This window comes from Thermoleptolyngbya sp. C42_A2020_037, assembly GCF_015272455.1.
Taxonomy (GTDB): domain Bacteria; phylum Cyanobacteriota; class Cyanobacteriia; order Elainellales; family Elainellaceae; genus Thermoleptolyngbya.
The window spans coordinates 23,244-35,856 of the sequence record NZ_JACYLP010000020.1 but is presented as its reverse complement, the minus strand read 5'-3'; the positions used below and the strand labels follow the sequence as shown (position 1 = coordinate 35,856).

Genomic DNA, 12,613 nt, shown 5'->3' with positions numbered 1-12,613 from the left:
GCTGACCGCCTCGCCGTTTTTCAGAAAAATTTCTAAAGCAATCTAAAGCAATCTTCTAAAGCAATCTGAAGCAATCTTATTGATGTCCAAATACGGGATATGCAACTTTGCTGATCCCCCTCCCCTTTTCTGGTACGCCGAAGGCTTTAAGCTCAAGCCGAGAGCAGGAGAGAGACTTCAAGCCTCTTTTGCTCCCCTTCTCCCGACCTGAAAGGAGGGGCTGGGGGATGAGGGCAGATTGAAAGCTGCACATTGCTTTCTAAACAGGAATCTGGAGCAAAATGCTGACTTTTTTCCCAGACCATACCAGACTTTTTAGGGGAGATTCAAATCCGCCGATGCGTCTGCGGAGTTCACCACTTGGCGCGACCGTTTCTCAATCATTTCATTCGTAATCCCCAACTGCTGCCAGAAGTGGACGAGCGGAAGTTGGGGCGACCCGACAAACTGCGGATCGACGGTTTTTAGCGCGATCCACTCGCCGCTCTGGGTCTGAGCGATATCGACCCCCAGCAGCGGCACGTCTAGCCGTTCGGCAACGGCAAAAGCCACGGCAAACAGCGCCTCTTCTTCTTCGACCGAGAGCCAGCGTCCGGGGTCGTCGCTGGGCCAGGCATAGCCATAGGTGAGGATTTCCCGATTGCACAGCACCACGCGAAACTCGCGCCCCAGGGGAAATCCGGCGGGCGTGGTGTGGTGATGGCGCAGGTCAACCCATCGGCGGGCCAGGATAGGCTGATGTGGCTCCTGGCTGAGTTCCTGGTTTAGTTCCTGGTTCAATAAGTCCGCTGCGATGCGTCGCGCTTGCTCTGGCGTTTTGGCGATGCTGCTCCGCAAGGCTAACGCCAACGCCCGCTGCCAGTCTTGCAGCACCGCCGCCGACCCGCTGCGTTGAAGCACCAGCGGCAGGCCCAGTTGGGCGATCGCCCCTTCAACTGCCCCTGGCTGCTCTAGCACAATGCTGGCCGGGGTCAAATCCTTCAGGAGTGGATAGGCGCGGTGAAATTCCTGAGCAAGGTGATGTTGGGCCGGCGTATTGGGCAGGTGCAGGTTCTTGGCCTGAGCAGCGGCAAAAAATTCGGCATAGCGGGTCGGGGTAGTCGGCGGCGCAAGCCAGAAAGCAGGGGTCGGCTGAGGCTGGGCTGGAATGGCGGCCAGCGCTTCGGTTGCACCAGCTCCGTCCGTTGCGATCGCCCACACGGAAAAGCCCAAAATTTCGGCGATCGCCCCCGATGCTTCGAGCGATCGCCGCAACTCCGCAGTCACCCCAAGTCTTGGACTTTCAAACAGCACAATCATTCAAACAGGCAAACTCTATGACTAAAAATCACTGATCGCACAAAAATCAAGGGTCAAGCTACAGATTTCTGAGCTTTCTGACTCTATTGCTGGCATTTTAGGCCTCGATAAAGCAGATCAGTCAAAACGCTAAATCCTTCAAGAAATCGCCTTCATCTATTTCAAAAACCTTGGGTAACCCCTTAGAAAAGTCTAAACTGAGCAAAGAGAATTCTAAATGGATTTCACTGCCCCATTCTGAGTCAGGGACGACCGTTATACCGCTATGAGCCGATTTTCTTCCCGTGAAGCCCTTACGACCCTCCAGCCCCCCATTGCTGAAAAACGCCCCTACGTGCTGACGGCACACGGCGATGAGCGGGTTGATGACTATTACTGGATGCGCGATCGGGATGATCCGGCCGTCATGGCATACCTGGAGGCAGAGAACGCCTACACCGAAGCGGTCATGCAGCCCACCGCCGACTTGCAGACCAAGCTGTATAACGAGATTCTGGGGCGAATTCAGGAAACGGACTTATCCGTGCCCTATCGCAAGGGCGATTACTACTACTACAGCCGCACCGAGGAAGGGAAAGCATACTCTATTTTTTGTCGCAAAAAGGGCAGCCTAGATGCGCCGGAAGAGGTGCTGCTGGATGAGAATTTGCTGGCAGCGGGGCACGAATATTTTGACCTGGGCGTGTTGCAGGTTAGCCCTGACCATCGGCTGCTGGCCTATTCCATCGACACAAACGGCGCGGAATTGTTCACGCTATATTTTCTGGATTTGGCAACCCGCGAACTGTATGCCGAGTCGATTCCCGATACCGCCTACTATTCGTTTGTCTGGGGCAACGACAGCCGCACTGTGTTTTACACCCAGGTAGACGCAGCACATCGCCCGCACAAGCTATTTCGCCATACGCTGGGCACACCCATAGACCAGGATGTGCTGGTGTTTCATGAACCGGATGATGCCTACCATTTGGGCATTGGCAAGACGGCGAGTGAAGTCTATTTGCTGCTCAGTTTGAATAGCAAAGTGACTTCTGAAGTTCACTTTTTGGATGCCAATAATCCAACGGGCGAGTTCAAGCTAATTCAAGCGCGATCGCCCGGTGTGGAATACTACGTGGAACATCACGGCGAACACTTCTACATCACCACTAATCAAGACGCGATCAACTTCCAGCTCCTGCGGACTCCTGTCAGCCGTCCCAGTCGAGAGAACTGGGAAACCGTGATTCCCTACCGCGAGACGGTCATGATCACCGGGGTCAGCGCCTTTGCGCGACATCTGGTGATCTACGAGCGGCAAGGCGGGCTGGAGACGGTGCGCGTGCGCCAGATGCCCAGCGGCGACGAGCATTACATTACCTTTCCGGAGCCGACCTACGAAATTGGCGAGGGCGCAAATCCGGAATACGACACCAATACGTTGCGGTTTAACTACACCTCGCTGGTCACGCCCTGGTCGGTGTTTGACTATGACCTGGATACGCGCGATCGCGAATTAAAAAAAGAAACCCCCGTGCTGGGCGGCTTCGACAAAACGCAGTACGTCAGCCAGCGGCTAGAGGCGATCGCCCCCGACGGCACGCCCATTCCCCTGTCGCTGGTCTATCGCAAAGACCTCCAGCCGACGGAGCCGCGCCCGCTGCTGCTGACGGGCTATGGGTCCTATGGCTATAGCTATCCCGACTCGTTTTCTTCCACGCGGCTTTCCCTGCTAGACCGGGGCGTGGTGATGGCGATCGCCCATATCCGGGGCGGCTCAGAACTGGGGCGAAAGTGGTACGAAGACGGCAAGTTCTTGAATAAGAAAAACACCTTCACCGACTTTATTGCCTGCGCCGAGCATTTGATCGATCGGGGCTGGACCTCGCCGCAGCACCTGGCGATTACGGGCGGCAGCGCGGGCGGGCTGCTGGTGGGCGCGGTGGTGAACCTGCGACCGGATCTGTTCCGAGTGGCGATCGCCGATGTGCCCTTTGTGGACGTGGTGACGACGATCCTCGACCCGTCGCTACCCCTATCGGTGATGGAATGGGAAGAATGGGGCAACCCCAACGACCCCGCCTTTTATCACTACATGAAGTCCTACTCGCCCTACGACAATGTGACCGCTCAGGACTATCCCGCGATGCTGGTCACCGCCGGCCTCAACGACCCCCGTGTCTCCTATTGGGAACCCGCCAAGTGGACAGCCAAGCTCCGCGCCCTCAAGACCGACTCCAACGTGCTGCTGCTAAAGACCAACATGGGCGCAGGCCACAGCGGCGCATCTGGCCGCTACGAGCGCATCAAAGAAGCTGCGTTTGAGTATGCCTTTTTGCTCTGGCAGTGGGGGCTGGCGGAGGAGGCGTGTTGACGCAATCCAAGTGTCCCGATCCAGTTTGGATTTTGGATTGGGGATTTTGGATGGCTGTGGGTGGGCGGAATGCAGGCGCTTTTCTTCGTCTGGCTATTCCTTCACGCCTGCCAACACGCCAAATCGCACTAGCCCGCGCCGATAGCCCGACTGCATCAGCCCCATCGACAGCGCCGCCTGCATCGTGCCCCAGCCGGCCCGCAATAGCCCCACCACGGCAGCCGGGGAGATCGCAGAGCGCACCACCTCGTCCCAGAAGGGCGCGACGGCGGGCGACCAGTCAGCGGTGCGGAGGTTGCGGTAGCCAAGAGATTGGGCGATCGCCTCGTATTCCGCCAGCGAAATGACATAGGGCAGCCGATAGACGCGATAAATCTTCTCCAAGTTGGCCTGTTCCTCATGGGTCAGTGGCGATTCGTCAATCGGCCGGTGGCACCAGGTCGCCATGAGAAACGTGCCACCCGGTTTCAGCACGCGATGGCACTCTTTCAAAAACTGGGTCTTGTCGGGCATGTGTTCGCCGCTTTCCATCGACCACACCAGGTCAAACCTGCCGTCGGCAAAGGGCATCTTCAGCGCATCGGCCACCTGAAACTGAGTGCGATCGCCCAGCCCGGCCGCTGCTGCTCGTTCAGTGGCTCGTCGCGCCTGCACGGGGCTGAGGGTAATGCCTGTCGCCGCTGCCCCAAATTTTTCTGCTAGATATAGCGAACTGCCCCCAATGCCGCAGCCCACATCGAGAACCGCCGTTGCCTGAGACACACCGCCCCAGCGCAGCAGTTCTTCGATCAGGTCGATTTGGGCCTGCCGCCGTGCCTTGCGCTCGGTGCCTGCGGGCCCATAATACCCGTGGTGCATATGCTCGCCCCACACCTGTTCCCATAGCCCCGACGAGGCATCATAAAAAGTCTGAATTTGCTGCTGTAGAGTTTTTGGCATAGCTTGACGCGATCGAGGGCGGTATTACTGTATAAAAGGATTGCTTATTCTGCCAACAGTTCTGCGAGCCATTCAGCCTTTTTGACCTCCCCCTCTTCGCCGGGATCGCCGTATCCCCCGTATTGCAACTCATCATGATGACCGTTCCACGCACGATTTGTCTGGGGTTTCTGGCGCTCATTCTCGTTGGCACACTGTTCCTGCTTCTGCCCATTTCTCTACAAAGCGGGCAATGGGGCGATTGGGTGACTGCGCTGTTTACTGCTACCTCGGCGGTCTGTGTGACTGGGCTGGCCGTCGTAGACACAGGCACTTATTTTTCTGGGTTTGGGCAGCTTGTGCTGCTGCTGCTGATCCAGATTGGCGGCCTGGGTTACATGACTGCGACGACGATTTTGCTGCTGGTGCTGGGGCGGCGCTTTGGGCTACGCGACAAGGCGGCACTCCAGCAAACGCTGGATATCGAGGAGTTGTCTGGCGCGGTGCAACTGGTCAAGTCAATCATCGCGTTGACGGCGCTAATTGAGATTTCAGGGGCGATCGCCCTCTTTTCTCTCTTCTCTCAAAATCCCGATTATGGCGTGGGTCAAAGTCTTTGGCTGGCCGTTTTTCACAGCATTAGCGCATTTAACAATGCCGGGTTCAGTCTGTTTTCCGACAGCCTCATGGGTTACACCAGCTCTGTGCCGATGAATTTGATTATCACCACAATCATCATTTTGGCGGGTATCGGCTATCAAGTACTCATGGAGGCATTCTTTTGGGGGCGCGATCGCCTCCGAGGCAAGCCCAACCGCACCTGCTTTTCGCTCAACTTCAAAGTTGCCACCAGCACAACGCTAGTCCTGCTGCTGCTGGGGTTTGTCGGGTTTCTGGGCGCAGAGTTTCGCAACCCCGACACCATTGGTCGGCTCGATACCTCCACCAAACTGCTGGCTTCTTGGTTTATGTCGGTCACGCCGCGCACCGCTGGCTTCAACACCATTGATTACGGCAAAATGACCACCACGGGTCTTTTTATCACCATCGCTCTCATGTTTGTGGGGGCTAGCCCCGGCAGCACGGGCGGTGGCATGAAAACGACCACGCTGCGAGTGCTATTTGAATGTACACGGGCGGTGCTGCGGGGCAAGGAAGAAGTCCTCTGCTATCGTCGCCAGATTCCCAATACGCTGCTGATTAAAGCCATTGGCGTGGTATTTGGTTCTGTAATGACAGTCATCCTGACGACGGTGCTCATTACCCTCGCCGATCCAGACATGGACTTTACTCGCGTGCTGTTTGAGTCGGTGTCTGCCTTCGCCACCGTGGGGCTTTCTACGGGCATCACTGCGACTGTATCCACATTTTCTAAGTTAGTGCTAGTTGTGACAATGTATGTGGGGCGGGTAGGCGTACTCATGCTAATGCTGGCGATTCTGGGCGACCCCAAGCCCAGCGCCATCAACTATCCCCAGGAAAACTTGCTAGTGGGCTAGCCGCTCACCGTTTAGGCAGATGGCGGCGGTTTCACTGACCCATCTGCTTTGATCCAAATTTGATTCAAATCACCCTTTTGGAGATTCGTTGTGAACCTTTCTTCGCTTAGTTTTTTCCGCAACCTGCGAGGGAGCAGTCGCCAATACGCTGTGATTGGCCTGGGGCGATTTGGGCGAGCGGTCTGCATGACGCTGCACAACCTGGGATACGAGGTGTTGGGCATTGACTCGGAGGAGCGGCTCGTTGATCAGGCGCTTTCGGACGAAATCCTGGCCCACGCGCTGACCCTGGACTCTACTGAACCTTCAGCACTTAAAGAAGCAGGGGTATACGACTTTGATACGGTGATCATCGCTATTGGTAACTATATTCAGGAGAGCATCATCACCACGCTAAATGTTAAGGAGGGCGGCGTGCGCTACGTCGTGGCCAAGGCCTCCACGGAGGTACATGGCAAGCTGCTGCGGCGGGTGGGAGCCGATCACGTCGTGTTCCCGGAGCATGAGATGGGCTGCACCTTGGCGCGATCGCTCACTCGTCCGGGGGTGCTGGATCGATTCGAGATCGACCCCGACAACAGCATCGTGGAACTGGTGGTGCCGGAGGAGTTTGACGGCAAAAGCATTGTGGAACTCGATCTGCGATCGCGCTATGGGGTCAGCGTGCTGGCGCTGTCGCAAAATGGCAAATTCGAGGTGAACCCAATTCCCTCAATGCGCCTCCGCAAGGGTGAACTCATGGTCGTAATCGGCGCAAACCGGGGCATTGACCACCTGCCTGTGTAATTTCGACTGGAAACGTCACCCTCTTTATCGCTTTTATCCACTTCCATCTTTATCCACTTCATCCCAAGGGGAGCCGCAAATGCGAATCATTGGCCTGATCAGCGGAACCTCGGTCGATGGCATCGATGCCGCACTCGTGGAAACAGAGGGAACGGGCTGGAACCTTCGCGTGGCGCTGCTGAATGGCATCACGCTTCCCTACCCGCCAGACCTGCGATCGCACATTTTAGAAGTCTGCGCGGGCGCACCGCTGTCGATGGCTGAGCTGGCAAGTCTGGATGATGCGATCGCCCACTGCTTTGCCCAAGCTGCCCGCCAGGTGCAAGCCGGCCATCCCCCCGCCGACCTGATCGGCTCCCACGGACAAACCGTATTCCACCGGCCGCCGGGGGCCAGGCTTGCCGACGCAATCGAGTCTTCCCAGCCTTCCCAGCCTTCCCTCATGCCTGCTGCCTCCGGCCTTGGTTATAGCCTCCAGTTGGGTCGCGGCTCCCTCATCGCCCACCTCACAGGCATCAACACAATCAGCAACTTCCGGGCAGCAGATATTGCCCTGGGCGGCCAGGGTGCGCCGCTGGTTCCCCCCGTCGATGCCGCGCTGCTGGCTCATCCCACGTTGATCCGCTGCGTGCAGAATCTCGGCGGCATTGGCAATGTGGCGTTTTTGCCCCTGCGCGATTGGGTGTTGCGCCATGCGCCCGTGCTGCCAGAGGTGTGCGGTTCAGCGTCCAAGCCTGTCCAGCCTGCGGAGCCAGTTTCGGCGCTGCTGGGCTGGGACACAGGGCCGGGGAATGCCCTGCTGGACTGGGCAGTGCATCAGCTTTCGGGCGGGGCGCAAACCTACGATCAAGACGGAGCCTGGGCCGCCTCGGGGCAGCCCTGTCTGGAATTGGTCAATCAATGGCTGCAAGATCCCTACTTTCACCTGCCGCCACCCAAATCAACCGGGCGGGAACTGTTTGGGGCGGAGTATGGGCGGCGCTGTCTGGCGGATGCAGCTGAGCGTGGGCTGAGCGATGCAGACACGCTGGCAACGCTAACGGAACTGACTGCCGCTTCTATCGTCAACAGCTACCGCGCCTTTTTGCCACACCTGCCCGACCAGGTGCTGCTTTGCGGCGGCGGCAGTCGCAATGGCTACCTGCGATCGCGCCTCGCTGCCCTGCTCGATCCCATCCCCGTCTTGACCACTGATGAAGTGGGACTCAATGCTGACTTTAAGGAGGCGATCGCCTTTGCCGTTTTAGCCCATTGGCGCTGGCAGAATTTTCCAGGTAATTTCCCGGACGTGACGGGTGCTGCCGATCCCGCCCTTCTCGGCGAAATTCACCTGGCACGCCGATAATCGCGTGTTACGATCGATCGCCATGCAGATGCCCTGTGCGAGTTCATACGGCTGCCAGAGAAGCATGTGCAACACCGCAAGGCGCGATCGCGCGACAGAGGAATGGGTGCCGTGTCCCACACGTTTTTGATGGAAGCAGGTCGCTGGCTGTTGCAGGGAAGCTGGCTTGATCGGGATGCCATGCCGCTTCCGGTCAAGGGCAAGATCCTCGTCGTGTGGGGGCGTGATAACTGGTACGACATGGTGACGCAGCTAGAGTTTCCCACCATCGAGCGCGACAAGATTACCTTCAAGTATCGCGGGCGGTTTAACGGCAGCGATCGCCAGTACACCTTCGTCCTGCAACACAGCGAGCTGGGCCGCGTCGAGGGCGAGGGCTGGATCGCGCCAGAATCCATTGTGCAGCGCTACTGGGTGCTGGGCGATCGCCAGCGTCGTACAGGCTTTGAAACGCTGCGTCGCCTGGGCGAAAATACTTACTGCCTTTCCAGCAGCATCATGTCGGGTCACTACCTCTCTAGCCTGATGGAGGCAACGGTGGAGCGCCAGGTGGAATAGGTAAGGGAATCAGCAAGGGAATCGGCGAGAACGTCGCTAGAATACGCTGCTTGTCTGTTAGGGTAAAAGTACGCGCCTCGGCGCACGTTCAATTTTTCACATTTTTCCCAGCAGCTTTCCCAGCAGCAAGTACACCAGCAAGCAGCACGCCAGCGGGTATGGATACCAAAGCATTCAAGCGATCGCTCAACAACTCCGACAACTATCACCGCAAGGGCTTTGGGCACGAGGCAGAAGTCTCCGGGCAGATGCAGTCGGAATATCAGAGTGACCTGATCCAGCAGATCCGTGACAACGGCTATACCCTCACGCGGGGCGACGTGACGATTCGGCTGGCCCAGGCCTTCGGCTTTTGCTGGGGCGTAGAGCGGGCGGTGGCCATGGCCTACGAAACCCGCCAGCACTTCCCCACCGAACGCATCTGGATTACCAACGAAATCATCCACAACCCGTCTGTAAACCAGCGCTTGCGAGACATGCAGGTGCAATTTATCCCAGTGCAGGAAGGACAGAAGGATTTCTCCGGCATTGAGTCGGGCGACGTGGTAATTTTGCCGGCCTTTGGCGCGAGCGTCCAGGAAATGCAATTGCTCAACGACAAGGGCTGCACGATCGTAGACACGACCTGTCCCTGGGTGTCGAAGGTGTGGAACTCGGTGGAAAAGCACAAGAAAAATGACTACACCTCCATCATCCACGGCAAATACAACCACGAAGAGACGATCGCCACCAGTTCCTTTGCCGGGACGTACCTGATTGTGCTGAATCTGGAGCAGGCGCAGTACGTGGCGGACTATATTTTGCACGGGGGCGATCGCCAGGAATTTCTCGCCAAGTTCAAAAACGCCTATTCCGACGGCTTTGACCCTGACCGCGACCTAGAGTGCGTCGGCATCGCCAACCAGACCACCATGCTCAAGGGCGAAACGGAGCAAATCGGCAAGCTGTTTGAACGCACCATGATGCAGAAATACGGCCCCGACCAACTCAACCAGCATTTCCTCGCCTTTAACACGATTTGCGATGCCACCCAGGAACGGCAGGATGCTATGTATGACCTGGTGGATGCGCCGCTGGATTTGATGGTGGTGGTCGGCGGCTACAACTCCTCCAACACCACGCACCTGCAAGAAATCGCCATCGAGCGCGGTATTCCGTCGTATCACATCGACAGTGGCGATCGCATCGGCCCTGGCAACCGCGTCGAACACAAGCCGCTGCATCACGACCTGACCGTCACCGAAAACTGGCTGCCCGACGGGCCCATCACCGTTGGCATCACCTCCGGAGCCTCCACCCCCGATCGCATCGTGGCAGAAGTGCTTGAAAAGATCTTTGAGCTAAAAGGGGCCCTGGCGCTGGCTTGATGGCTGGCTTGGTGACTTAGCTTAAATGTCTCAGATATTTACAAATTTGTGAGTATTGGCTCATCGCCTTGTTAGATCGGGTAACCTGGCCTCAAAGGGTGGGTGCGGCTAGCGGCGATTCTTCTGCGGAAACCCGTTGCAAACGCCCCTCTTGTATTTGGGATTTCCTGGTTTTTAGAAATGTCTGCCATCGACCTATTCTCAGCCGTGCTATCGGGTGCTTCGCTGCTCAACCTCCCATCTGACCTAGGCGCACTGCCTTTGGGCATGGTTCATTCCGCTGCAATGCACTCGGCGATCGCCCCTTCCCACCTCACTACCTTTGGAGCAATCGGCGACTTTTCCCGTGCCCACTGCCTCGCCATCTGCGCGGTGCTGGTTCCGGCAAACCTGCTGGCGACGCTGCAAACTTTAATCTTTGTCGGCTGCAATCGCTCTTGTTCAGCCATCCGCTGGATCACTAGCGCTGCCAGTGTCTATGCCATTCTAATGCTCATGCATGTCCTCACCTGGTTTGTAGTAGGCGTGGTGATGCCGCCAACCTTTGTGCTGACGGGGCTAGGCGGCCTCTGCCTGGGGCTAAATGCCTGGGCGATCGCCCGTCCCCAGAGCCTCTCTGGATTTCTGCGTCGCTTGGTGGGTTGGGGATATGCGCTGCTGCCCAAGCGTTTCCCAACGGTTTCTAGCCTTCCAGTCCTTCCAGAGCAAGGCTAGCGGCCAGCACCCTCCGCACTGGCCGCAAGTCACGCGCATTCAGACTTACGCATTCAGGCTTAAGCAGTCATGCTGTCATCTATTCCTGCATCCCTTCGTACAGCAGGCGGGCAAACAGCCGTGCGCCATCGTCGGATTTCAGCCGTGCATAGCTGGGCGGTGCAGAATGCCCCACGGCCCGCAAATCCGATAGAAGCTCTGGGTGAAACTGGCAGGTGAACGAGCGGCGCACCTGCTTGCTTTCAAAATCTCGATAGATGATGCACGTTGCGGAACACTCGGTAACGACTTCCTCGCCGATCGTCGTGGAACACAGGATCTCCACCGCATCCGGCAGCTTCAGCAGCCACGCCAGACGGCTCCCCGCAATCACAGAGCGGTAGGGAATCATGGCATCGTGCAGCAGTCGGTAGGCCCAGTTCGCAAACAGGATGGCTTCTTCGTTCACCTCGTCCGAGTGAAACATGGCGATGTTGATTTCGCGCTCATACTCAATGGCGGTATCAATCACGCCTTCATACTGGTCAGCGGTGATTTCATGGGCCGTGATTAGCTCTTCGGGAATGCCCTGCGCGTCGCCATCGGGGGATTGGTAGTGATGAAGCTGGCGATCGCCCACTTCTTTGTGTTCGTTCGGCCCCACCGCAAACTCTGGATGATCCCAGCCCTCGGCAATCACATGGCCATTGCGCTTGGTAATCTTGAGCGAACTGCCGACCGCTTCGATACGCTGGCACACCCGCCGCAAAGCCTTTAGCATTTTGCCATCCAGATCGCGGGGCAGCGAGTCTAGACTTAGCACCTCCCGGACGGCTTGTTTAATCAGGTTAATATGCCCCTGCGCCGCCAATTGATGCCCCAGACAGATGAACAGCGCCAGCGCACTGGTGGGCGATCGCGAGATCAGCAGCCGTTCCACCAGCCGATGCAGGTCTTCCAGGGAACACTGGGCCCCGTCAAACGTAGAGGCATCCCGAACAGACGGATCGCCGCCTTCTACCACGACGGCCAGCCCAGCGGTGATCAGCGGCACCACCACATCCAGGTCGAGCAGCCCCGACGACCACATGGGGAACAAGATGGAATCGCAATCAGCAATCTTCTGGGCGATGTAAGCCACATTGAGAGAAGCCCGCACCTCTTCTCCGAGGGGGTTTCGCCCAACGTGTTCCCAGGGTTCAATAATGGCGATCGCACTGCGAAATAGCGCCGGATGTTGCAGCAAAAAATCTAGCTCTGCCTGGGAAGCAATCACCTTTTCTAGGGGTTTCTGCGCTCCCCATCGAAATTCAGCGTCTTGGGTGAAGAGAGCGTCATCAGGCAGGGGATCAGGCGAATGGCGATCGGCCAAAAACTGCCCAATCAGCACATGCACCGATTCAAAATCCGAATCTCCTTCGCTCAGATAGCCCGGACGCAGCCGCCACTGGCTCATGTTTGCTGCTGGATGTAGCGCCTGGGGTGTATTGGCTAAACTCATATCCGTTCCTGGTATAACTTGCCCTTTGACATATTAATCTGACCGAATAATATGCTGCTGGTTGTCCTGGCTCAGTCGTAATTGATAAACGCATTGATAACTATGCATTGATAACTATATTGACGACCGCGACAATTGCCGCATCATACCCCACATCCTGATCTCTCCGCTGTCAAGCGCCTACGTCAATCATCGAGATTTATCGAGACTTGGCATAAGAATCGTAAGTAGCGGATATTTAGGTGCTGCTCACTGCGGACTGATCCCTATCCATCGTGAATCTATTTGGAGGAG

Annotated in this window: 10 protein-coding genes; 7 read left to right on the top strand and 3 right to left on the bottom strand. The window is 57.1% G+C overall.

Annotation, left to right across the window (positions count from 1 at the left end; translation table 11 throughout):
• Window positions 1-315: 315 nt before the first annotated feature.
• Window positions 316-1,299 (bottom strand): ATP-grasp domain-containing protein, encoded by a 984-nt coding sequence (locus IGS16_RS06245; RefSeq protein WP_297084267.1) that lies wholly within the window; start codon window positions 1,297-1,299, stop codon window positions 316-318.
• A gap of 265 nt (window positions 1,300-1,564) precedes the next feature.
• Between IGS16_RS06245 and IGS16_RS06240 the strand changes: the two genes are divergently transcribed.
• The gene (locus IGS16_RS06240; RefSeq protein ID WP_297084265.1) at window positions 1,565-3,652 is read left to right on the top strand and encodes a S9 family peptidase; all 2,088 of its coding nucleotides are present in this window, start codon (window positions 1,565-1,567) and stop codon (window positions 3,650-3,652) included.
• A gap of 93 nt (window positions 3,653-3,745) precedes the next feature.
• Here the strand turns inward: IGS16_RS06240 and IGS16_RS06235 are convergent, their stop codons facing one another.
• Window positions 3,746-4,591, bottom strand: a complete 846-nt coding sequence (locus tag IGS16_RS06235) for a methyltransferase domain-containing protein (protein WP_297084264.1) — start codon at window positions 4,589-4,591, stop codon at window positions 3,746-3,748.
• A gap of 137 nt (window positions 4,592-4,728) precedes the next feature.
• Between IGS16_RS06235 and IGS16_RS06230 the strand changes: the two genes are divergently transcribed.
• From IGS16_RS06230 to IGS16_RS06205, 6 genes are all read left to right on the top strand, one after another.
• Window positions 4,729-6,069, top strand: a complete 1,341-nt coding sequence (locus IGS16_RS06230; protein ID WP_297084349.1) for a TrkH family potassium uptake protein — start codon at window positions 4,729-4,731, stop codon at window positions 6,067-6,069.
• 90 nt (window positions 6,070-6,159) lie between these two features.
• Entirely contained in the window at window positions 6,160-6,855 is a 696-nt protein-coding gene (locus IGS16_RS06225; RefSeq protein WP_068507596.1) for a TrkA family potassium uptake protein, read from the top strand.
• A gap of 79 nt (window positions 6,856-6,934) precedes the next feature.
• Window positions 6,935-8,200: an anhydro-N-acetylmuramic acid kinase gene (locus IGS16_RS06220; protein WP_297084261.1), complete on the top strand. Its 1,266-nt coding sequence runs from the start codon at window positions 6,935-6,937 to the stop codon at window positions 8,198-8,200.
• Between the two features lie 111 nt (window positions 8,201-8,311).
• Window positions 8,312-8,758, top strand: a complete 447-nt coding sequence (locus IGS16_RS06215) for a hypothetical protein (protein ID WP_297084348.1) — start codon at window positions 8,312-8,314, stop codon at window positions 8,756-8,758.
• Window positions 8,759-8,916: 158 nt separating this feature from the next.
• Window positions 8,917-10,125 carry a 4-hydroxy-3-methylbut-2-enyl diphosphate reductase gene (locus tag IGS16_RS06210; protein ID WP_297084259.1) on the top strand — a complete coding sequence of 403 codons (1,209 nt, stop codon included), beginning with the start codon at window positions 8,917-8,919 and terminating at the stop codon, window positions 10,123-10,125.
• Between the two features lie 180 nt (window positions 10,126-10,305).
• Window positions 10,306-10,839, top strand: a complete 534-nt coding sequence (locus IGS16_RS06205) for a hypothetical protein (protein ID WP_297084258.1) — start codon at window positions 10,306-10,308, stop codon at window positions 10,837-10,839.
• A 79-nt stretch (window positions 10,840-10,918) separates the two neighbouring features.
• On the opposite strand, the gene IGS16_RS06200 is transcribed toward IGS16_RS06205, so the two are convergent.
• Window positions 10,919-12,319 carry a hypothetical protein gene (locus tag IGS16_RS06200; protein WP_297084257.1) on the bottom strand — a complete coding sequence of 467 codons (1,401 nt, stop codon included), beginning with the start codon at window positions 12,317-12,319 and terminating at the stop codon, window positions 10,919-10,921.
• Window positions 12,320-12,613 lie beyond the last annotated feature (294 nt).